Source organism: Streptomyces flaveus, assembly GCF_014647675.1.
Classification (GTDB): Bacteria; Actinomycetota; Actinomycetes; order Streptomycetales; family Streptomycetaceae; genus Streptomyces; species Streptomyces flaveus.
Genome location: NZ_BMPQ01000003.1, coordinates 122,431 through 142,892, shown reverse-complemented (window position 1 = coordinate 142,892; position 20,462 = coordinate 122,431). Strand labels below are relative to the sequence as shown.

20 protein-coding genes are annotated in these 20,462 nt (G+C 70.8%); 14 read left to right on the top strand and 6 right to left on the bottom strand.

Annotated elements, in window-relative coordinates:
- Positions 1–178 precede the first annotated feature (178 nt).
- Positions 179–946 carry a maleylpyruvate isomerase family mycothiol-dependent enzyme gene (locus IEZ21_RS07390; RefSeq protein WP_189321068.1) on the bottom strand — a complete coding sequence of 256 codons (768 nt, stop codon included), beginning with the start codon at positions 944–946 and terminating at the stop codon, positions 179–181.
- Between the two features lie 33 nt (positions 947–979).
- Complete coding sequence (locus IEZ21_RS07385) at positions 980–1,594, bottom strand: TetR/AcrR family transcriptional regulator (RefSeq protein ID WP_189321067.1); 615 nt, start codon at positions 1,592–1,594, stop codon at positions 980–982.
- Positions 1,595–1,666: 72 nt separating this feature from the next.
- On the opposite strand from IEZ21_RS07385, the gene IEZ21_RS07380 reads away from it, so the two are divergent.
- Together IEZ21_RS07380 and IEZ21_RS07375 are read left to right on the top strand one after the other, a co-directional pair.
- Positions 1,667–2,455 carry an SDR family NAD(P)-dependent oxidoreductase gene (locus tag IEZ21_RS07380; protein WP_189321066.1) on the top strand — a complete coding sequence of 263 codons (789 nt, stop codon included), beginning with the start codon at positions 1,667–1,669 and terminating at the stop codon, positions 2,453–2,455.
- A gap of 165 nt (positions 2,456–2,620) precedes the next feature.
- A complete protein-coding gene (locus IEZ21_RS07375; RefSeq protein ID WP_189321065.1) occupies positions 2,621–2,986 on the top strand; it encodes a MazG-like family protein in 366 nt (121 codons plus the stop codon).
- Between the two features lie 9 nt (positions 2,987–2,995).
- Here IEZ21_RS07375 and lpdA read toward each other — a convergent pair whose 3' ends face one another.
- The 4 genes from lpdA to IEZ21_RS07355 all read right to left on the bottom strand — a co-directional run bounded on the left by lpdA (position 2,996) and on the right by IEZ21_RS07355 (position 7,087).
- The gene (lpdA, locus tag IEZ21_RS07370; protein WP_189321064.1) at positions 2,996–4,408 is read right to left on the bottom strand and encodes a dihydrolipoyl dehydrogenase; all 1,413 of its coding nucleotides are present in this window, start codon (positions 4,406–4,408) and stop codon (positions 2,996–2,998) included.
- Positions 4,409–4,557: 149 nt separating this feature from the next.
- A complete protein-coding gene (locus IEZ21_RS07365; RefSeq protein WP_189321063.1) occupies positions 4,558–4,830 on the bottom strand; it encodes a hypothetical protein in 273 nt (90 codons plus the stop codon).
- Complete coding sequence (locus IEZ21_RS07360) at positions 4,827–5,528, bottom strand: SigE family RNA polymerase sigma factor (protein ID WP_189321062.1); 702 nt, start codon at positions 5,526–5,528, stop codon at positions 4,827–4,829. The genes IEZ21_RS07365 and IEZ21_RS07360 overlap by 4 nt, the downstream gene beginning before the upstream one ends.
- Positions 5,525–7,087 (bottom strand): sodium:solute symporter family protein, encoded by a 1,563-nt coding sequence (locus IEZ21_RS07355; protein ID WP_189321061.1) that lies wholly within the window; start codon positions 7,085–7,087, stop codon positions 5,525–5,527. The genes IEZ21_RS07360 and IEZ21_RS07355 overlap by 4 nt, the downstream gene beginning before the upstream one ends.
- A 195-nt stretch (positions 7,088–7,282) precedes the next feature.
- On the opposite strand from IEZ21_RS07355, the gene IEZ21_RS07350 reads away from it, so the two are divergent.
- The 12 genes from IEZ21_RS07350 (at position 7,283) to IEZ21_RS07295 (ending at position 20,357) form a co-directional block, all read left to right on the top strand.
- A complete protein-coding gene (locus tag IEZ21_RS07350) occupies positions 7,283–7,522 on the top strand; it encodes a DUF3311 domain-containing protein (RefSeq protein ID WP_189321060.1) in 240 nt (79 codons plus the stop codon).
- Positions 7,523–7,641: 119 nt separating this feature from the next.
- Complete coding sequence (locus IEZ21_RS07345; RefSeq protein ID WP_281399394.1) at positions 7,642–9,819, top strand: carbon starvation CstA family protein; 2,178 nt, start codon at positions 7,642–7,644, stop codon at positions 9,817–9,819.
- A gap of 11 nt (positions 9,820–9,830) precedes the next feature.
- The gene (locus IEZ21_RS07340; protein ID WP_033327786.1) at positions 9,831–10,028 is read left to right on the top strand and encodes a YbdD/YjiX family protein; all 198 of its coding nucleotides are present in this window, start codon (positions 9,831–9,833) and stop codon (positions 10,026–10,028) included.
- 197 nt (positions 10,029–10,225) lie between these two features.
- A complete protein-coding gene (locus tag IEZ21_RS07335) occupies positions 10,226–11,179 on the top strand; it encodes a tetratricopeptide repeat protein (protein WP_189321058.1) in 954 nt (317 codons plus the stop codon).
- Between the two features lie 105 nt (positions 11,180–11,284).
- Positions 11,285–12,658 (top strand): amidohydrolase, encoded by a 1,374-nt coding sequence (locus tag IEZ21_RS07330; protein ID WP_189321057.1) that lies wholly within the window; start codon positions 11,285–11,287, stop codon positions 12,656–12,658.
- Positions 12,648–13,715, top strand: coding sequence for a LacI family DNA-binding transcriptional regulator (locus IEZ21_RS07325; RefSeq protein ID WP_051745354.1), 1,068 nt, complete (start codon positions 12,648–12,650; stop codon positions 13,713–13,715). Before IEZ21_RS07330 ends, IEZ21_RS07325 begins: the two co-directional genes overlap by 11 nt.
- A gap of 88 nt (positions 13,716–13,803) precedes the next feature.
- A complete protein-coding gene (locus IEZ21_RS07320) occupies positions 13,804–14,553 on the top strand; it encodes a glutamine amidotransferase (protein ID WP_189321056.1) in 750 nt (249 codons plus the stop codon).
- Between the two features lie 107 nt (positions 14,554–14,660).
- The gene (gene deoD, locus IEZ21_RS07315) at positions 14,661–15,485 is read left to right on the top strand and encodes a purine-nucleoside phosphorylase (protein ID WP_246567374.1); all 825 of its coding nucleotides are present in this window, start codon (positions 14,661–14,663) and stop codon (positions 15,483–15,485) included.
- Positions 15,486–15,597: 112 nt separating this feature from the next.
- Positions 15,598–16,689 (top strand): BMP family lipoprotein, encoded by a 1,092-nt coding sequence (locus tag IEZ21_RS07310; protein WP_246567371.1) that lies wholly within the window; start codon positions 15,598–15,600, stop codon positions 16,687–16,689.
- A gap of 16 nt (positions 16,690–16,705) precedes the next feature.
- Entirely contained in the window at positions 16,706–18,307 is a 1,602-nt protein-coding gene (locus IEZ21_RS07305; protein WP_189321054.1) for an ABC transporter ATP-binding protein, read from the top strand.
- A complete protein-coding gene (locus IEZ21_RS07300; protein ID WP_189321053.1) occupies positions 18,304–19,425 on the top strand; it encodes an ABC transporter permease in 1,122 nt (373 codons plus the stop codon). The genes IEZ21_RS07305 and IEZ21_RS07300 overlap by 4 nt, the downstream gene beginning before the upstream one ends.
- Complete coding sequence (locus tag IEZ21_RS07295; RefSeq protein WP_189321052.1) at positions 19,422–20,357, top strand: ABC transporter permease; 936 nt, start codon at positions 19,422–19,424, stop codon at positions 20,355–20,357. Before IEZ21_RS07300 ends, IEZ21_RS07295 begins: the two co-directional genes overlap by 4 nt.
- The last annotated feature ends 105 nt before the right edge of the window (positions 20,358–20,462 follow it).

Genomic DNA, 20,462 nt, shown 5'->3' with positions numbered 1-20,462 from the left:
CGGGATGACCCGGGCCGCGGAACGGCTGCCGCACAACGAACGCCGATGACCCCGTCACGAGACGGGTCGGACTCAGCGGGCCAGGATTTCGTCGATCTCGGTCAACTGCTCTGTGGTGAACGGACCTTGGGAGAGTGCCCCGGCATTCTCCCTGGGAGGCGGGCTTCCCGCGCCCCGGTCAGATGACGTTGACGGCGTCGAGGAAGCGGGCGGCGAGCTCGGTGTCGCCGGTGACCGTCACGTCGCGGTCGCGCCAGGAAGACCGCCGCGTGCCCCAGTCGGGGAAGGTCAGTGCGGGGGCGGTGACGTGCGCGGCGACCGCGCCGTCGGACGGAGCCAGGCCGCCTGCCTCGTCGAACCACCAGGTCCCGCCGCCGGGGCCGGTGAGAGTCAGTGCGACGCGGGCGTCGAGCCCGGCGACCGGCGCCTTGGCGACCTGATTGCTCAGTACGGCGATCATCCAGGTCAGGACCGCGCGCATCCTGTCCGCATCGGTGGGCGGTGCGGGTCGGCCGAGCGCTGGGGCCATGTCGTGGCGCAGGTGGGTGTGGTGGTCGAAGACGAGTGCGCCGCTGATCATCAGGGCCAGGGGGTGGCGGCCGAGATCGGCCAGCGGTACTCGCAGTCGGGCGGCGGGTGTGCGTCTGACGACGTCGAGGAGCGTGGTGGCTCGCCGGCCGGCGCGCTGGTACTCGGCCATCACCTTGGCACGGCTCCAGTCCCGCCGTCGGTCGACGGGGTCTTCGTTCGCTTGTTCCAGGCTGGCGGCGAAGGTCGTGCGCAGCCCGGCGGGTACGTAGAAGCTCCGCGCCGTCGCACCGATGTGGGCGACGACGTCGGCGATGCGCCATCCGGCCGCGGCACTGGGCGCGGTCCACTCGTCGTCGGTGAGGCTGCTGGTGAAGTCCAGCATCTCGGCGCGTTCGGCGCGCAGCGCGGCGGCCATGTTCGGCAGGTCGGCGGGGGGGCAGGCGCTTGCTCACGTCGTTGTCTTCTCTGGTGGTGAGGCGGGGCGGCGGATGGCCTGCACGGCCGCGTCGTACAGGTCGAACTGGTCGGCCTGTCCGCCCAGGCGCATCCACTCTTCTGTTGCCGCCTGAAGGCAGGTGATCGCCGCGGCCGCGATCGCGCGCGCCTGCAGGGCGCGGCGGTCGGAGTCGGGCAGTCGCGGCTCGATCAGCGGTGCGAACAGGTCCTGCCAGCGGGCCTGCTTCTCGGCGTGGCCGGCGCGCAGGGATTCGTTGCCGAACAGCAGCGTGGTCATCTCGAGCCGGCGCTCGGCCGTGAGGTCGATCTCCTCGAGCACCTGGAACGCCGCACGCAGCGACGTCCACGGGTCCTCGTCGGCCGGGCGCTCGGCGAGCCGCGCGGCGATCAATTCCCCTTGCTCGGACAGGCCGTTGAGCGCGAGGTCCTCCTTGTTGCGGAAGTAGTTGAACAGGGTCCGTTTGGAGACGCCCGCTGCGGCGGCGATCTCCTCGAGTGTCGTGCCGTCGTACCCCTTGGCGGCGAACAGTTCGAGGGCGGTTTTGGTGAGGAGCGCGCGAACCACCGAGCGGGTCTGTTCCCGGAGGGGTGCCGGTTTCTGGGCCATGCACCGATGGTACATCTCTTCGCTGGATGCAATCACTTGCACTCAGTGCAAGAGCGTGCATAGAGTGCAGCCATGAGCAAAATCGACTATCGCCGCCAGACCGTCATCGTCACCGGAGCCAGCTCCGGGCTCGGCGCGGAATTCGCCCGCCAACTGGCCCGTCGCGGCGCGGATCTCGTACTCGTCGCCCGCCGGGCGGACCGGCTCAAGGACCTGGCCGACGAACTCACCCGCGCCCACGGCGTCACGGTGACCGTCGTCGCCCGCGACCTCGGCCAGCCCGACGCCGGCCGCACGCTGCGCGCCGAACTCGAATCCCGAGGCATCCACGCCACCGGACTCGTCAACAACGCCGGCTTCGGCACCCACAACGCCCTCACCGACGAGGACCCGGACCGCCTGCAGAGCATGATCGCGCTGAACGTCAGCGCCCTGGTCGACCTCAGCCACGCCTACATCGACCCGCTGACCTCCGCCGACACCGGAATCCTGATCAACGTCGCGAGTCTGCTGGGCTTCCAGCCGACCCCGTACCTGAGCGTCTACGGCGCCACCAAGGCCTTCGTCCTCAGCTTCACCGAATCACTGTGGGAGGAGACCCACGACACCGGCCTACGCGTCCTCGCCGTGTGCCCCGGCGCCACGAACACCGAGTTCTACGACGCCGCCGGCAGCCAGTCGGCCGACTACGGCACGAAGCGAGCCACCCCCGCCCACGTCGTCAGGATCGCCCTCGACACGCTCGACCGCCGCTCCGCGCCCCCGTCGGTGATCACCAACGGCCGCCCGCTCGCCCTCGCCAGCAAGATCCTGCCGCGCCGCCTGACCGTCCGGCTCATGGGCCGCATGGCCCACCGCTAACCGGCGCCGCCCGCCTCCTCCATGCCCCCTTCAGCAAGCGCACCGACGCTCTGCTCAACTTCTTCCTTCGATGACCGGCGGGTTACTTGTTCCCCGGTGTCCGAGCCAGGACTACGGGGCCGGGCCGACGGGGGTGCGCCCCGGGCCCATGGCACGCTGGCCGCCATGAGCGATCACGACACAGCAGCAGCCTCGGCCACGTACGACGACATGTGGGACACGGTGGGCCGCCTCCAGGAATGGCTCGTACGTGCGCAACCCTCGCGTCCCCCTCAAGAGGCCCTGCTCCTGCGGATGTTGAAGCTCTCCGAGGAGGTCGGCGAGGTCGCCGAGGCGGTCATCGGCGCCACCGGTCAGAATCCGCGGAAGGGTACGAGCCACTCCTGGGACGACGTCCAGGCGGAGCTGTGTGACGTGATCATCACGGCGGCCGTCGCGCTGCGCACGCTGACACCCGACGCTCGTGAGGTCTTCACGAGCCACTTGGAGCAGGTGCGGAAGCGTTCGCTCGGGTCGGGGCAGCTGCCCTGACGTCCGCCCTCAAAAGTTGATCATGTGTCCGGCGAGGCCGTGGACGGCCTCCTTGACCGCCTCGCCGAGCGTCGGGTGGGCGTGGACGTTGCGGGCCACCTCGTGGACGGTCAGGTCCCACTGCTGGGCCAGGGTCAGTTCGGGGAGGAGTTCGGTGACGTCGGGGCCGATGAGGTGGCCGCCGAGGAGCTCGCCGTACTTCGCGTCGCTGATCAGCTTCACGAAGCCGCTCGCGTCGCCCAGTCCGTGGGCCTTGGCGTTCGCGGTGAACGGGAACTTGGCCACCTGGACGTCATAGCCCTTCTCCCTCGCCTGTGCCTCGGTGTAGCCGAAGCTGGCGATCTGCGGCTGGCAGAAGGTGGCGCGCGGGATCATCACGTACTCCAGCTCCATGGTCTCCGCGTCCGCGATGGTCTCGGCGGCGACGATGCCCATCGCCTCGGCGGCGTGCGCGAGCATCAGCTTGGCGGTGACGTCGCCGATGGCGTAGATGTGCGGGACGGAGGTGCGGCAGCGGCCGTCGACGTCGATGGCGCCGCGGTCCGTGACCCGTACGCCCGTCTTGTCCAGGCCGTAGCCCTCGATGTTCGGGGCGAAGCCGATCGCCTGGAGCACCTTGTCGGCCTCCAGCACCTGCTGGGAGCCGTCCTTGGCGGTCACCGTGACGCGGACCTGAGGGCCGGACTCGTCGATCGACTCGACGCGGGTGGAGGTGAGCACGTCGATGCCCAACTTGCGGTACTGCTTGGCGAGTTCGGTGGACACCTCGGTGTCCTCCAGCGGGGCGATCCGGTCCAGGAACTCGACGACGGTGACCTTCACGCCGTAGTTGTGCAGCACGTAGGCGAACTCGACGCCGATCGCGCCGGCGCCCGCGATCACGATGGAGGCCGGCAGGTCCTCGGCGAGGATCTGCTCCTCGTACGTCACCACGCGGGAGGTGCGGCGGGTGCCGGGCAGGAGCTTGGGGGTGGCGCCGGTGGCGATGATGCAGTGGTCGAAGGCGATGGTGCGGGTGTTGCCGTCGTAGTCGGCCACCTGGAGGGTGTGCGCGTCGAGGAAGGTGCCGCGGCCGCTGAGCTCCGTGATCTTGTTCTTCTTCATCAGGTAGTGGACGCCCTTGACGCGGCCGTCCGCCACCTTGCGGCTGCGCCGGTAGGCCTCGCCGTAGTCGAAGGAGACCTCACCCTCGACCTTGATGCCGAAGGTCTTGGCCTCGCGGGTGAAGATGTGCGCGAGTTCGGCGTTGCGCAGCAGGGCCTTGGTGGGGATACAGCCCACGTTCAGGCAGACACCGCCCCAGTACTTCTCCTCGACCACCGCGACGCGCTTGCCCAGTTGGGCGGCGCGGATGGCGGCGACATAGCCGCCGGGGCCCGCTCCGAGTACGACGACGTCGAAGCGCTCACCCTGCTCGTCCATGGGGTGTCCTTTCCGATGAGGGGTGGCGACCGGGCACCTCGCCGCGACCGCCCTCGGCCTCAAACAGCATGCGCCATGGGTGGCGATGGCCCGTCACCCTGGTCACCCGTACGGCGCAAACGCCCGGTAGGGCCCCCGGCCACGGTCACCTACAACCCGCCCCCGGCCGGAGGCGCAGCCACCCCGTAAGAAAAGATCACGCCCGGGTCCGACGGTGCCTGGTTGAGGACCCAGAGGCCGATCAGGGTGGCGAGGGTGAAGACCACCGCTATCAGGACGGCCAGGACCAGGCGGCGGCGGCGTTCGCGGCGGAGCCAGTCGCCGCGGGCCGTGCGGTAGGCGTCGGGGGCGGCCTGGACACCGCCGGCCAGCGTTCCGAGCGCTTCGCGCAGCGCCTGCTCCGTACGATCGACTTCGTTCATCGCCGGGCCTCCATCGCCTGGGTCAGGGCGGCGATACCGCGCGAGGTATGGGTCTTGACCGATCCGGGGGAGATTCCCATCGCGGCGGCTATCTCGCTCTCCTTCAGACCGAGCCAGTGCCGCAGCACCAGCGCTTCCCGCTGCCGGGCGGGCAGTTGCTGCAGGGCGTCGATCAGTACACGCTGGTCGTCGCGGAGCAGCGCCGTGCTCTCGGCGGAGGCGACGACGTCGCTCGGCGGCTGCTGGACGTGCTTGCGGGCGACCTGGAGGTGGCGGATGCGCATACGGGTCAGATTGCACACCGTGGAGCGCAGATACGCCTCCGCCGCCTCGGCGTCCCTGAGGCGCCGCCACTTCCGGTAGATCTGGTAGTACGCCTCGGCCACCACGTTCTCCGGGTCGTCCGCGCCGAGCAGTACGGCCAGGCGCAGCATCGAGGCGTAGTGCAGCTCGAAGAGGCGGGCCAGGGCGGCTTCCCGCTCGAGGTCGGCCGGATCGCTCACGGGTGGGGACAGCACCTCGTCGGCAGTCGGGTCGCCGGTCGGCGGGGATGCCGCCGGCTCGCCGGTGGCGGCGGGCCGCGGGATGTGATCGGTCGCGGCGAGCCGCGGGATACGGGGATCCGGGATACGGGGATCGGTGACCGCGGCCGGAGCGGCCTGCGGCGCCGGCAGTCGCGTGTGCTGTCTGCGTCTCACGGGTTGCTCGCTCCCGTCTCTGGGCGCCGCCTGACGGTCAGGCGGGACGGTAGGTCGGTGAGGTCGGCGCCACGCGGGACGCCGAGGCGTTCGAGGGCCGCGGTGCCGGCCACGGCGACGGTCAGGTTGAGCAGCAGGGCGACGAGCCCGGCGTAGATCTCCAGCGGCTGGTCGCCGCCGCCGAACGGCACGATGGACGAGAAGCCCTCGCGGACCACCAGGAAGGTGCCGGCCGCCATGCCCACGGCCCACCCGGCCAGCAGCGCCCGCGGATGCAGCCGACCCGTGAAGAGCCCTATGGCCACCGCCGGGAAGATCTGCAGGATCCATACACCGCCGAGGAGTTGGAGGTTGATGGCGTCCTGGTCGCGCAGCCCGAACACGAACGCGACCGCCCCCACCTTCGCGGTGACCGAGACCGCCTTGGCGATGCGCACCTGTCGTTTGGGCGTGGCGGTGGGGTGGACGTACTCGACGTACACATTGCGTACGAAGCAGGTGGCGGCGGCGATCGACATCACGGCCGCCGGGACCAGCGCCCCCACGGTGATCGCCCCGAAGACCAGTCCGGCGAGCGGGCCCGGCATCAGCCGGTCGACCAGCATCGGTACGGCGGTCTCGGCGCCGCCCTCGGGTGCCCGTACTCCCGCCGCGAGTGCCGCGATGCCGAGGAGGCCGAAGAGGGCGAGCAGTCCCGTCCAGGCGGGCAGCGCCACGGAGACCTTGCGCAGGGTGCGCGGGCCGTCGGCGGCGAACCCGGCGGTGAGGACGTGCGGATACATCAGCAGGGCCAGCGCCGAACCGAAGGCGAGCGTGGCGTAGGCGGGTTGCTGCTCGGGGGAAAGGAGCAGGGCGGAGTCCGCCACGCCGGTGCCGCCGAGCCGTCGCGCCGCGCCCTCGAAGACCGCGCCGGGTCCGCCGAGCCGGGCGAGGACCAGCCAGCACACGGCGGTGAGCGAGACGAAGACGGCCACCGCCTTGAACGCGGAGATGACGGTCGGCGCCCGCAGCCCGTGCCGGTACGTCGCCACCGCGAGCCCCGCGAAGAGCGCGATCAGCACGAGATCGCCGCCCGCGCCCCGCGGATAGACACCGCCGGCGGTGAGCACGGCGCGGATGCCCAGCAGTTGCAGCGCGAGGTAGGGCATCGTCGCGAGGATCCCGGTCAGCGCCACCACCAGGGCGAGCGGCGGCGAACCGTACCGGCCGCGTACGAAGTCGGCGACGGTGATGTAGCCGTGCCGGCGGGCCACCGTCCACAGCCGGGTCAGCAGGACGAAGGCGAGCGGGCAGACGATCACCGTGTAGGGCACGGCGAAGAAGGCGGGCGCCCCGTTCCCGTACGCCAGTCCCGGTACGGCGGTGAAGGTGTACGCGGTGAAGATCGTGCCGCCGAGCAGCATCCAGGTCCAGACGGGCCCCAGGCTCCGGTCGGCCAGTGCCCAGCCCTCCAGGGACGGCAGCCGGTCGGTGGGACGCAGCCGGCGCGCGGTGACGGCGAGAAGCGACGCTCCGCCGATCACGGCGAGGAACGTCGCGGTCATGGCGCCGTCCGCCATGGGTCACCGTCCTTGGTGTGCCTGAGGCCCCGCATAGCCCGAGCCCTTGCCGGAGAGTTGCGCGGGCAGCCCGTCCGGTTGACACGGGTGACGGAAAACCGCCGGGAAATCTTCTGGAAATTCCTTGTCAACCAGTTCCGGCCGGCGGGCAACTCTTGCACAGACCGACAGCGAGCGGGAGAGGAGCGCCGACCAATGGCACCCACTGGTCATCACCGGCTGCGGCGACTCGCGATCGCCGTACTGCTTCTCGCGCCCGCCGCAGGGCTGTTGTGGGTGCCCTGGTACGCCGGGGCGGACCCGCGGCTGGCGGGGACGCCGTTCTTCTACTGGTACCAGCTCGCCTGGGTGCCGGGGTGCGGTCTGTGCCTGCTCGCGGCGTACGCGCTGACCAGGCACGATCGCGACGACCGGCACGACCGGCCCGATCCCTGAGCCGGTTTTCCGCCACTTCCCCACCGCGTACCGCCCGGCACCACCACCCAGTAGCGCCGCACACGACCACCTCGTAGCACGCCGCACACCATCACCCAGCACCACGGCCAGGAGCCGCCATGCCTACGTCAGCCATGCCCGAATCCGCTCCCCCGGCACCGGAAAGCCCACCCCCCTCCGGGTCCGCCCGGCCCCGTATGACCCCACGCTCCATCCTCCTGTGGAGCACCGTCGCCCTGGTCGGCGCCGTCTGCTGGGGTGTCCTCGCCCTCTCCCGGGGCGAGGAGATCTCCGCCGTCTGGCTGGTGCTGGCCGCCCTCGGCTCGTACGCCATCGCCTACCGCTTCTACGCCCGCTTCGTCGCCCGGCGCGTACTGAAGCCGGACGACCGCCGGGCCACGCCCGCCGAACGCCTCGAGGACGGCGTCGACTTCCAGCCCACCGACCGCCGGGTGCTGCTGGGCCACCACTTCGCGGCGATCGCCGGGGCCGGACCGCTGGTGGGGCCCGTACTCGCGGCGCAGATGGGCTATCTGCCCGGCACGATCTGGATCGTGGCCGGGGTGATCTTCGCCGGGGCGGTGCAGGACATGGTGGTGCTGTTCCTGTCGATGCGGCGGGACGGGAAGTCGCTCGGGCAGATGGCCCGTGACGAGATCGGCCGGGCGGGCGGGGCGGCGGCACTGATCGCGGTCTTCGCCATCATGATCATCCTGCTCGGTGTGCTGGCCCTGGTCGTCGTCAACGCCCTCGCGCACTCCCCCTGGGGCACGTTCTCGGTCGCCATGACCATCCCCATCGCCCTGTTCATGGGCTTCTGGATGCACGTCATCCGTCCTGGCCGGGTCGTCGAGACCAGCCTGATCGGTGTGGCACTGCTGCTGCTCGCGATCATCGGCGGCAGCTGGATCCAGGAGTCCTCGCTGGCCGACACCTTCACCCTGAGCCCGACGACCCTGGTGTTCTGCCTGGTCGGGTACGGCTTCGTCGCCTCCGTACTCCCCGTGTGGATGCTGCTCGCGCCGCGCGACTACCTGTCCACCTTCATGAAGATCGGCACCATCGCGCTGCTCGCGGTCGGAGTCGTCGTGGCCGCACCCGTCATGCGTGCGGAGGCGGTCAGTGACTTCGCGTCCTCGGGCGCGGGCCCGGTCTTCGCGGGCTCCCTCTTCCCCTTCCTCTTCATCACCATCGCCTGCGGCGCGCTGTCCGGCTTCCATGCGCTGGTCGCCTCCGGGACGACGCCGAAGCTGATCCAGAAGGAGTCGCAGGTCCGGATGATCGGCTACGGCGCCATGCTGATGGAGTCGTTCGTCGCGATCATGGCGCTGATCGCCGCCGCCACCCTCGAACCGGGCCTGTACTACGCGATGAACGCGCCCGCCGGACTCCTCGGTACGACGGCCGAGTCCGCCTCGCAGGCGGTGGCGAACCTCGGCTTCACCATCAGCCCCGACCAGTTGACGCAGGCGGCGAAGGACGTCGAGGAGTCGACGCTCATCGCCCGTACCGGCGGTGCGCCGACCCTCGCGGTCGGTATGTCGGAGATCTTCTCCGGGGTGTTCGGCGGGGCCGGGATGAAGGCCTTCTGGTACCACTTCGCGATCATGTTCGAGGCGCTGTTCATCCTGACGACGGTCGACGCGGGGACCCGGGTCGGACGCTTCATGCTCCAGGACATGCTCGGCAACGTCTGGAAGCCGATCGGCCGGGTCAACTGGAAGCCGGGCATCTGGCTGTGCAGCGGACTCGTCGTGGCCGCCTGGGGCTACTTCCTCTACACCGGCGCCACCGACCCGCTCGGCGGAATCAACCAGCTCTTCCCGCTCTTCGGCATCGCCAACCAGCTGCTCGCCGCCATCGCCCTCACCGTCTGCACCACCGTGCTGATCAAGTCCGGGCGGCTGCGCTGGGCCTGGGTCACCGCGATCCCGCTGGCCTGGGTGGTCGCGGTCACCTTCGTCGCCGGCTGGCAGAAGATCTTCTCCGACGACCCGCGGATCGGCTTCTTCGCCCAGCGCGAGCGGTACGCCGACGGCATCGACGCCGGCGAGGTCATCGCCCCCGCCAAGACCCTCGACGACATGCACACCGTGGTCACCAACTCCACGGTCGACGGCGTCCTGATCGCCGTGTTCCTGCTGCTGGTCACCGTGGTGATCGTCAACGCGGCGGTGGTCTGCGTACGAGCCATCCGCTCTCCGGGGTCGTTGGCGACGACGGAGGCGCCGTACGTCGAGTCCCGTATCGACATCCCCGAGCAGGCCGGCGAACCACTGGTGGGAGCCCGTTCATGAACGCCCCGTCCATGAACGCCCGGCCCTGGGCGCGGACCGCGCGTTGGGTCCGCTGGTATCTGCGCGAGCTGACCGGCGAGTCGGAGTACGACCGCTACTGCGAGCGCCACCGCCGCCGGCACCCACACGCTCCGCCGCCCAGCCGACGGGAGTACGAGGTCCTGCGGACGCACCACCGGGAGAACCATCCGCAGAGCCGCTGCTGCTGAATGCGCGGACCGCACCCCGCGTGCGGTCCGCGGACTGCGGGACGACAACCGGACCGCGGAACGGGCAACCGGACCGCGGGACCGGCAGCCGGACCGCGGGGCGGGCGCGCCTCCCAGCCCTGACGCCGCCCGCCCCGCACCGCAACCACTTCCTGCCCCCGACTCCGCCTGCCCACCGAGCCCTCCGCGAGACCGAGATGCTGAGACGCCGCCCCTCCCTGCTGATCCGGCCCGAACTCGACGACCACCCACTGCACGCCATCCTGGCCGAACTGCGCCCCGCCCAGCAGCTCCACGGCCTCGGCGCGGGCCGTATCCGCCCACTCTGGGAGCCGGTCGCCGACCTGCTGCGCGCCACCGGGCGCGACTGGGACCGTCGGGTGCACCGGATCTCCGTACTGGCGGGGAGCCTGCCCGCGGCGGTCTCGCAGCGGTGGGTCACCGACCGGCCCGGTGACGGGGACGCCCTGGTCCTGCGGGCGTTCGCCCTGTCGGAGCGTGCCCCGGACGAAGGGCCGGCCGCCGCCCGGCGGGCCGAGCAGGCCTGCCTTCGGGCCGCGCAGGCCTGTCCCGAGGACCCCACGCCCTGGCTGGCGCTGCTGTCCCTGCTGCAGTCCTTCGCGGCTCCCCCCAAGGACGCCGTGCCCGTGTGGACCGAGGCCGTCAACCGCGCCCCATGGAACAGGACCGCCTATCACCGGTTGCTGCGCTATCTGTCCCCGCGCGGACACGGGACGGTTCCCGACATGATGGACTTCGCCCAGCAGGGCGCCGCCCGCGCACCGTATGGGTCACCCCTGGTCCTGCTGCCCGTGGCGGCCCGCGTGGAACTCGTCGCCCACCGTCAGCGGCAGGATCCCCTCGTCGCGTTCGGGGCGAGCGGCCACTGGAACGACCCACGGGCGGCCGAGGAGGTCGACACGGCCTTGACCGGCTGGTTCCACACCGCCGCCGCACCGCACGCGGAAGCCGTCACCGACCTCAACGTCCTCGCCTTCGCCCTGACCCGCACCCACCGGCCGGCCGAGGCCACCGCCGTCTTCCACCGCATCGGCCGCCATATGACGCACCACCCGTGGGACCTGCTGCCGGACCCGGAGCGCACGTTCCTCTACTGGCGGGATCGAGAGGCCGGCCGCCACCGGACGTGAAGGGCCGTGAACCGGCGGGCCAGGGTGGGACGGGAGACTCCCGCCAGAGCGGCCTGTTGTGCAAAACGTTTTGGATATCTAGCTTGTGCGCCATGAGTGAGCGCCATGAGTGAGAGAGCGCCCGCGTCGGCGGGCGGCCTGCTGGTGTCCGGCTGCGATGTGCTGCGCGTTCCGCCGGAGGGCGAGTGCGAGATCCTGCGGGCGCAGGACATCGTCGTGGCGGACGGCCTCATCGAGGACGTACGGCCGACCGGTACCGCCGGCGCGAAGGGCGGAGCGGGTACGCGGGAGGTGATCGACGGGCGTGGTCTGCTGGCCGTCCCCGGCCTGGTCAACGCGCACACGCACAGCGCCATGGTGCTGATGCGCGGCGCGGCCGAGGACGTGACGGTCGAGGGCTGGTTCAACGACCGCGTCTGGCCGATGGAGAGCAACCTCACCCCCGCCGACGTACGGACCGGCGCCCGGCTGGCCTGCGCCGAGATGATCCGCTCGGGTGTCACCACCTTCGCCGACCACTACTTCTTCCCCGACCAGATCGCCGAGGCGGTCGCCGAGACCGGTCTGCGGGCCGACATCGCGCCCACCTACTTCAGCAGCCGGGGCCGGGAAGCCCTGGAAGCGACCGTGGAATTCGCGGAGCGGTGGCACGGCGGAGCCGAGGGCCGGGTGACCGTGTCACTGGGGCCGCACGCCCCGTACACCGTGGACGACGAGGACCTGCGGACCCTGAGCGAGCACGCCCGGCGCCTTGGCCTGCGCATGCACATTCACGCCGCCGAACACCTGGAGCAGACCCGGTCCAGCCTGGAGCGGCGCGGCCTGACACCCGTGCGAGTGCTGTACGAGACGGGGGTGCTGGAGGCCGGAGCACTGATCGCGCACGGCTGCGGAATCGTCGAGCAGGATCTTCCACTGCTGGCCGAGTACGCCGGCACGACCGCGGTGGCCTGCTGCCCCAAGGTGTACCTGAAGCACGCGCTGTCCCCGCTCACCCCGGTCCGCGAACTGCTCGGTGCCGGCGTCACGGTGGCGGTCGGTACGGACGGCGCCGCCGGTCACAACACGCTCGACGTGTGGGAGGCGCTGCGGCTGGTCGCCCTCACCCAGAAGCAGGCCGTGCGGGACGCGACCTGGATGACCGTCTCCGACACCCTGCGCCTGGCCCTGCGCGGCGGGGCCCGCGCGCTCGGGCTGCAGGACCGCATCGGAGCGCTGGAGCCGGGCATGCGCGCCGACATCGTCCTCACCGACCTGACCGGGCTCCACTGCCGCCCGCTGCACGACCCGCGTGCCGCGCTGGTCTACAGCGCCCGTGCCAGTGACGTGCGGACGGTGGTCGTCGACGGCCGGGTGCTGATGCGGGACGGCAGGCTGCTCACCGTGGACGAGCCCGCGCTGCTCGCCGAGGCCGACGCCCGGGTGGCCCGGATCCTGGACACGTCCCACGGACGGGCGGTGCAGCACTATGACCCATGAGTCCTACGGGGCCTACGAGTCCCACGGGCCCGGCCGCCGGTCGGCCGTCCGCAGACCCGCGTCCATCAAGGACGTCGCCGCGGCGGCCGGGGTCAGCGCCACCACCGTCTCCCATGTCCTCAGCGGCAACCGGCCCGTGAACGAACAGACCGCCGCCCGGGTCCGCAGCGTCGTCAACCGGCTCGGGTACGTCCCGGCCTCGCTCGCCCGCAGCCTCCAGGCCGGCTCCACCTCGGTGATCGGTCTGCTCATCCCCGACATCAGCAACACCTTCTTCGCCGAACTCGCCAAGGGCGCCGAGGACGCCGCCCACGACCTGGGCTACGGACTGATCCTGTGCAACACCGAGTTCGACGCCGACCGCGAGGACCGCTATCTCGGCATGATCCGCAGCCGGTTCATCGACGGCATGGTGTACGCCTCGGGATCCCCGCCGTCCCGGCGGCGGCTGGAAGCCCTGATGGGCAAGTTCCCGATCGCGCTGGCCGACGAGGAGGTCGAGGGGCTCGAGCGCGCCCTCATCGCGACCGCCGACCATGAGGCGGGCGGGCGGCTCGTCGGCGAGCACCTGCGGGCGCTTGGCCACCGCCGGGCCCTGATGCTGACCGGCCCACGCGCCCTGAAGAGCGGCGTCGCCCGGGCGAACGGCTTCGTGCGGGCCTTCCGCGGCGAAGTCGTCGAACGCGCCGGCGACTTCAAGGAAGGCTCCGGCTACCGCCTCGTCGCCGAACTCGTCCAGGAGGGCGGTCTCCACGGTGACTGCACGGCCGTCTTCGCGGCCAACGACCTCATGGCGTTCGGCGCCCTCACCGCGCTCAGGGAGGCGGGGCTGTCGGTTCCGGGGGACATCTCCGTGGTCGGCTTCGACGACATCCGGGCGGCCTCGCTGGCCCATCCGCCCCTGACCACCGTCCACCAGCCGGCCTACGACGTGGGCCGCACCGCCACCGCGCAACTGCTCCAGTACGTCACCCGGGGCGAGGTCCCGCCCGCCTCCCGCCACACCCTTCCCGTCGAGCTCAAGGTACGGGGCAGCACGGCGCCCATCGCCCGCTGACCTCAGGCCTTTTACCTCGAATTGCCTCGAGTTGCTCCGAGTTGCCCCGAGACCTTTTGCCCCGCACTCCCCGAAAAGGCGGTTCGCCATGCCCAGAGTCCTCGTCGTCGGCGAGTCCTGGTTCACGTACACGGTCCATCAGAAGGGCTTCGACGCCTTCCACACCTCCGAATACACCGAAGGGGGAGGCGTCTTCCTCGACGCGCTCCGTTCCCGGGGCCACGAGGTGACGTACGTCCCCTCGCACGAGATCCCCAGCCGGGTGCCGGCTTCCACCGACGGATTCGACGCGTACGACGTCGTGGTCATCAGCGATGTGGGCGCCAACAGCTTCCAGCTTCCGCCCGAGACCTTCAGCTGCTCCGTGCCCTCCCCCGACCGCTCGGAGCTGGTGCGCGCCTTCGTGGAGCGGGGCGGCGGGGTGCTGATGATCGGCGGCTATCTCACCTTCAGCGGCATCGACGCCCGCGCGCGCTGGGGGCGCTCTCCGCTCGCTGCCGCCCTGCCGGTGCTGATTGCGGACCGCGACGACCGCGTGGAGCTCCCGTCCGGTGCCGTGCCCGAGGTGGTCGGCAAGCATGGGATCGTACGAGGACTTGAGCGTTCCTGGCCCGCGCTGCTGGGCCTCAACGAGGTCACGGCCCGGCCGGAAGCATCGCTGCTGGCCGAGTGCGCCGGGCACCCGCTGCTCGTGGTCGGTGACCACGGGGCGGGCAGATCGGCGGCGTTCACCTCCGACGTGGCACCGCACTGGGCACCACCACCGTTTCTGGCCTGGGACGGCTACACCGAACTCTGGGACCGCCTGGTGCACTGGCTCGCCGGAGCGGAACTGTGACGCCGGCCCCGGCCTCCGGGCCCCTGCCCGACTCCGGCTCCGGGCCAGTACCGCACCAGTCCGGCCCCGGCTCCCCACCTGCGCCACACCAGCCCAGCTCCGGGCCTGTGCCCGGGCACGCGCCTGGATCCGCGTCCGGGCTCGCGTCCTCGCATCCGCCCGGTCCCGCGCCCGGGCAGAGGCAGGAGCGCAGACCGGGCGCCGGCGCCAGAACCCCGCACATCGCCGCCGCCCCGGGCGACTTCGCTCCGCTGGTGCTGATGCCGGGCGACCCGCGCCGGGCCCGGCGGATCGCCGAGACGTTCCTTCAGGACGCCCGGCTGGTCACCGACGTGCGCGGCATTCTCGGCTACACCGGCACCCACCAGGGCGAGCCGATGTCGGTCCTCGCCTCCGGCATGGGCATTCCCTCCGTCTCCATCTACGCGACCGAACTGTTCCGCCACTACGGCGTCCGCCGGATCGTCCGGGTCGGTACGGCCGGTGCGATCACGGAGTCGGTCGCGGTACGGGACGTGGTGATCGCCTCCGCCGCTCACACCGACTCCAGCCTCAGCCGCATCCTGGTGGACGGCGTGACCCTGTCGCTGGCTCCGTCCTACCGGCTGCTCCACGCGGCGGCGGAGGCCGCCCGGCAGCGGGAGCGGTCCGGTGGGGAAGCGGTCCACATCGGCCCGGTGTTCACCAGCGACCACTTCTACCTCGACCGTCCTGCCGTCTTCGACGCCCTGGAACGCAGGGGCACGCTCGCGGTCGAGATGGAGGCGGCGGGACTGTACGCCGTGGCGTCCGCGGAGGGCGGCGAGGCCCTCGCCGTGCTGACCGTCTCCGACCACCTCCGCACCGGTGACGTCCTCACCGCCGAGGAACGTGAGACGGACTTCGACCGGGCGCTGCGCATCGCCGCCACCGCGCTGCTCGCCGATGCCTGAAATTCCCACACCGGAAATCAAACAGAAACCGGGCAACGTAGCCAAAACGTTTTGCACTTCCTACTGTCAACGCAGCTACTCACTCAGCAAGAAAATGATCAGGAGGTCCATGATGCGATACGGAAGAAGCGCCGCCCTCGCGGTGACGGGCATGCTCGCATTGACCGCGTGCGGAGGATCGGACGGGGACGATTCCGGAGCGGCCGCCTCCGACAAGCCGCGCATCAAATTGGTGATCAATGGCGGGCTGGGTGACAAGTCGTTCTTCGACTCCGCCTACGAGGGGCTGAAGCAGGCCGAGAAGGACCTGGGCTACGAGCTCAAGGTGGTCGAGCTGGGTTCCGACCGCACCAAGTGGGAGCCCGGATTCGAGGACGCCGCCTCGGCCGACGACTACGACATCCTGGCGGCCGGCACCTTCGACGTCACCGAATACATCGGCGAACTCGCCCCGGAATTCCCGGACAAGAAGTTCTGGGTGTTCGACGCCCCCGTCGACTACAGCGGCAAGAACGGCACCTGTTCCAACAAGTGCGAGAACGTCTACTCCGTCACCTTCAAGCAGAACGAGGGGGGTTATCTCGCCGGGTTCCTCGCCGAGAGGCTGGTGGCCGAGAAAGCCCTGAAGGGAACCGAATCCCAGAACAAGGTCGGCGTCATCGGCGGCGTGAAGATACCGGTCATCGAGGACTTCGTCGTCGGCTTCAAGGCGGGCTTCAAGGACGCCGGCGGAAAGAACTCCGACGTCCTCGTCCAATACGTGGGCGGCGACAAGCCGTTCGGCGACCCCGCCAAGGGCAAGGAGATCAGCACCTCCATGTACGGCCAGGGCGCCGCACTCGTGTGGCCGGTCGCCGGACTCTCCGGGCTCGGCACCTTCGAGTCGGCGGTCACCACCAAGCGGTACACCTTCGGCGTGGACTCCAACCAGTACCAGACGCTCACCGACCAGGCGCAGAAGGACACCGTCGTCACCTCCATCCTCAAGAACGTCGGCAACGCCCTGGTCAAGGCCGCGGAGGCGGACCAGAAGGGCTCCCTGAAGTACGGCGCCGTCGACACCGTCGGTCTCGCCGAGGACGCCGTCGGCTATGTGAACGACGAACACTTCCGGGAGTTGGTGCCCGAGAAGATCCGTACCGAGGTCCAGGAAGCCGCCGACAAGGTCAAGTCGGGCTCCGTCACGGTCCCCAGCGCCTTCTAGCCGAACGGCCTTGACGATGAACGAGCCATGGGGCAAGGACGGTCCGGCCCTCGCGGCCCGTGCGGTCACCAAGACGTACGCCAACGGGGTGCGCGCGGTGCGCGGCGTGGACCTGGAGGTCCCGCCGGGCGAGATCCGGGCGGTCGTGGGTGAGAACGGCGCGGGCAAGTCGACGCTGATGAAGCTGTTCTACGGTCTCGAGCAGCCCTCCTCGGGCACGATCCTGATCGGCGGACGGCCCCGGACCTTGCGCGGCCCGGCCTCGGCGATCGCCCTGGGCGTGGGCATGGTGCACCAGAACCTCATGCTGGTGCCCTCCTTCACCGTCGCCCAGAACGTCGTCCTCGGCGTCGAACCGGGCCGTCGCGGTCTGGTCGACCCGAAGGCGGCCGTGGAGACGACCGCCCGGCTCGCGGCGGAGGCGGGGCTCTCCGTCGACCCCAGAGCGCGCGTCGACGAGGTGTCGGTCGGGATGCGGCAGCGCGCCGAGATCCTCAAGGCGCTCCACCGGCAGGCGAAGGTGCTGATCCTGGACGAGCCGACCGCCGTGCTCACCCCGCAGGAGACCGAGGACCTGTTCGCGGCGGTGCGCCGGCTGCGCGACGGCGGGATGACCGTGCTGTTCATCTCGCACAAGCTGCGCGAGGTACGGGAGATCAGCGACCAGGTCAGCGTGATGCGCGCCGGTTCCCTGGTGGGGACGGTCGCCACCGCCGACGCCACCGAGCGGTCCCTCGCCTCCATGATGGTCGGCCGCGACCTGTCCCTGGACGTGGACCGCTCTCCCGCCCGTACGGCGCAAGTCACCCTCCGGGTACGGAATCTCGGGTACGAGGCACCGGTCGGCCAGTCCCTGCACGGCCTGGACTTCGACGTGGCCGCCGGGGAGATCGTCGGTGTGGCCGGTATCGAGGGCAACGGCCAGAGCGAACTCGCCGAGATCCTCGCCGGGTTGCGCCGCCCCACCGAGGGCACGGTCCACGTCGGCGGCACCGACACGGCCGGGCTCGACGTCGCGGGCCACCGCAGGGCCGGCATCGGCTACGTACCGGAGGACCGGCTGCACAACGGAGCCGCCCTCGACGAGTCGATCGCCGACAACCTCGTCGTCGACCGGCACGACCGCCCGCCCCTCGCCCGCCGCGGCATCCTGCACCCGAACGCCGTACGCGCTCACGCGGAACGGCTGATCGAGGAGTACGCGATCCGCACCCCCGACCCGTCGGTCCCGGTGCGCGCCCTGTCCGGCGGCAATATGCAGAAGGTGATCGTCGCCCGCGAACTCTCCGCGGGGCCACGGCTGTTGATCGCCTCTCAGGTCACCCGCGGGGTGGACGTCGGCGCGATGCGGTTCATGTACGAGCAGTTGATCGCCGCGCGCGACGCGGGCGCCGCCGTCCTGCTGTTCTCCGCCGACCTCACCGAACTGCTCGCCCTCTCCGACTGGTTGCTCGTCCTCAGGGAAGGCCGCCTGGTCGGCCGGTTCGACGACACCACCGGCCTCACGGAGAAGCGCGTCGGCCTCTACATGCTCGGCGTCGAGGAACACGACCGCGCCCACCTCACGACGGGCCTCGGCCTGACCGGGACCGGGACCGGGGAGGCGTCCACCGCATGACCACCACCCCCATGACCGCGATCGAGGCCGAGGACCGACGCCAGTACCGCACGACCCGGCGCCGTGACCTCGCGGTCGACCTCAGCATGGCCCTCGCCACGATCCTGGCCGCCCTGGCCATCGGCTTCCTCGTCATGCTCGCCACCGGCAACGACCCGGTACGGGCGTACGAAGTGATGCTCACCGGCCCGCTGGACCGCTCCTTCCGTGTCGGCCGCTGGCTGGAGGACGCCACCACGCTCACCCTGCTCGGACTGTCGGTGGCCATCCCCTTCCGCGCCCGGCAGATCAGCCTCGGCGCCGAGAGCCAGCTCTACGCGGGGGCGCTGGCGGCCGCCGCCGTCGCGATCTTCCTGCCGCTGCCCGCGGTCGCCGCCGTGATCGTCCCCATGGTGGCGGCGGCCATGGCGGGCGCCGGAATGGGCCTGGTGCCGGGCTCGATGAAGGCGCGGCTCGGCGCCAACGAGATCGTGGCCACGCTGATGCTCAACGCCATCGCCGTACGTGTCTACGACTACCTGGTCAACGGCCCGCTGAAGGAGCCGGGCAGCAGCGCCGTGCACTCGAAGTCCATCCAGGAGGACTCCGCGCTCACACCGCTGAGCGAATGGTTCGGCATCCCGATGGGCCGAGCCAACGTCGGTCTGGGGCTGATGCTGGTCACCGCCGTCGCGCTGTGGCTGCTCATCACCCGTACCCCGCTCGGCTACCGCATCCGGATGACGGGCTCCAACCCCGACTTCGCGGCGTACGGAGGCATCAAGGTGCCCCGGGTCATCGAATGGAGCTTCGTCATCGGCGGCGCGGTCGCCGGCCTCGCCGGAGCGCACCTCGTCCAGGGCGTGTACGGGCGGCTGGAACCGGGCCTGGCCGGAAGCCTCGCCTTCGAAGGCATCGTGGTGGCCCTGCTGGCCCGCAACAACCCGCTGGTCGTCGTGGTCGCCGGCCTCTTCTACTCCTACTTGCGCGCCGGGGGCGACATCATGGAACAGCAGACGGACGTCGGTACGGAGATCGTGGTCGTGATCCAGGCGGTCATCGTGCTGCTGGTGACCGCCCAGGCGCTGCCGGACCTCCTCAAGCGCCGGATCGCGCGGAGGCAGGTGGGCGTCCGATGAGTTCCGTACTCGACGTCGTCCTCAGCAGCGCCTTTCTGGCGGCGGTGCTGAGGGTCGCCACCCCGTATCTGCTCGCCGCCTTCGGCGGACTCGTCGCCGAACGCGCCGGCGTCAGCAACATCGCCCTGGAGGGCCAGATGCTGAGCGCCGCCTGCACGGGCGCCCTGGTCGCCGGTTACAGCGGGTCGGTCGCGGCCGGGGCGGTGTGCGGGGTCGCGGTGGCGACACTGCTGGGGGTTCTCCTGGCCGCGCTCCGGCTGGAGCTGGGCGCCGACGCGATCATCGCGGGCATCGGCATCAACCTGCTCGCCTCGGGCGCCACCGCCTACGCCGTCTACACCCTCCTCGACGACAAGGGCGGCACCTCCGGCCTGAAGAGCGGCACCCTGCCGACGGTCACGCTGCCGGGCATCGAGAGCATCCCCGTGGTGGGCGATGTGCTGAGCGGCCAGAACCTGATCACCTGGCTGGCCTTCCTCGTCGCACCGTTCGTCGCCTGGCTGTTCTACCGCACCCGCTTCGGCTTCCATCTGCGGGCGGTCGGCGAGATGCCGGACGCGGCGGCGTCGGTCGGGATTCCGGTCCGCCGCGTCCAGTACGCGGGGCTGGCTCTCAGCGGTGCCCTCGCCGGACTCGCGGGCGTCTTCCTGAGCATGGGCTACGTCTCCTTCTTCGTACGGGACATGACGGCCGGCCGCGGCTTCATCGCCCTCGCCGCCGTCTTCCTCGGCGGCCTGCGGCCCTGGGGCGTCTTCCTCGCCGCGCTCGGCTTCGGCGCGGCGGAGGCCTTGGCCGTACAGCTCGGCACGCTCGACGTGCCACCGCAGCTGGTGTCGACGATCCCCTACGCGATGACGCTGGTGGCGCTCGCGGTGTACGCGTGGCGACGAAAGCGGCGCGGCACGACCACGGAGGTCGCCGCCTCACTCTGACGACTGCCGCGGCCTTTCCACTGCCTTCCCTCAACTCGGCGGCTTCGCCTACCCGTTGGGCCCCTGAAGGGGCTTGCCACCCATGCCCGCACCCACCCACTCCCC

What these genes read in the sequence shown, in the direction of transcription:
- IEZ21_RS07295 (WP_189321052.1), top strand. Translation starts at nt 19,422, where the DNA reads ATGAGTTCCGTACTCGACGTCGTCCTCAGCAGCGCCTTTCTGGCGGCG.
- IEZ21_RS07385 (WP_189321067.1), bottom strand. Translation starts at nt 1,594, where the DNA reads ATGGCCCAGAAACCGGCACCCCTCCGGGAACAGACCCGCTCGGTGGTT.
- IEZ21_RS07340 (WP_033327786.1), top strand. Translation starts at nt 9,831, where the DNA reads ATGAACGCCCGGCCCTGGGCGCGGACCGCGCGTTGGGTCCGCTGGTAT.
- IEZ21_RS07345 (WP_281399394.1), top strand. Translation starts at nt 7,642, where the DNA reads ATGCCTACGTCAGCCATGCCCGAATCCGCTCCCCCGGCACCGGAAAGC.
- lpdA (WP_189321064.1), bottom strand. Translation starts at nt 4,408, where the DNA reads ATGGACGAGCAGGGTGAGCGCTTCGACGTCGTCGTACTCGGAGCGGGC.
- IEZ21_RS07305 (WP_189321054.1), top strand. Translation starts at nt 16,706, where the DNA reads ATGAACGAGCCATGGGGCAAGGACGGTCCGGCCCTCGCGGCCCGTGCG.
- IEZ21_RS07300 (WP_189321053.1), top strand. Translation starts at nt 18,304, where the DNA reads ATGACCACCACCCCCATGACCGCGATCGAGGCCGAGGACCGACGCCAG.
- IEZ21_RS07380 (WP_189321066.1), top strand. Translation starts at nt 1,667, where the DNA reads ATGAGCAAAATCGACTATCGCCGCCAGACCGTCATCGTCACCGGAGCC.
- IEZ21_RS07365 (WP_189321063.1), bottom strand. Translation starts at nt 4,830, where the DNA reads ATGAACGAAGTCGATCGTACGGAGCAGGCGCTGCGCGAAGCGCTCGGA.
- IEZ21_RS07350 (WP_189321060.1), top strand. Translation starts at nt 7,283, where the DNA reads ATGGCACCCACTGGTCATCACCGGCTGCGGCGACTCGCGATCGCCGTA.
- IEZ21_RS07375 (WP_189321065.1), top strand. Translation starts at nt 2,621, where the DNA reads ATGAGCGATCACGACACAGCAGCAGCCTCGGCCACGTACGACGACATG.
- IEZ21_RS07390 (WP_189321068.1), bottom strand. Translation starts at nt 946, where the DNA reads ATGGCCGCCGCGCTGCGCGCCGAACGCGCCGAGATGCTGGACTTCACC.
- IEZ21_RS07310 (WP_246567371.1), top strand. Translation starts at nt 15,598, where the DNA reads ATGCGATACGGAAGAAGCGCCGCCCTCGCGGTGACGGGCATGCTCGCA.
- IEZ21_RS07320 (WP_189321056.1), top strand. Translation starts at nt 13,804, where the DNA reads ATGCCCAGAGTCCTCGTCGTCGGCGAGTCCTGGTTCACGTACACGGTC.
- IEZ21_RS07335 (WP_189321058.1), top strand. Translation starts at nt 10,226, where the DNA reads ATGCTGAGACGCCGCCCCTCCCTGCTGATCCGGCCCGAACTCGACGAC.
- IEZ21_RS07325 (WP_051745354.1), top strand. Translation starts at nt 12,648, where the DNA reads ATGACCCATGAGTCCTACGGGGCCTACGAGTCCCACGGGCCCGGCCGC.
- IEZ21_RS07330 (WP_189321057.1), top strand. Translation starts at nt 11,285, where the DNA reads ATGAGTGAGAGAGCGCCCGCGTCGGCGGGCGGCCTGCTGGTGTCCGGC.
- IEZ21_RS07355 (WP_189321061.1), bottom strand. Translation starts at nt 7,087, where the DNA reads ATGGCGGACGGCGCCATGACCGCGACGTTCCTCGCCGTGATCGGCGGA.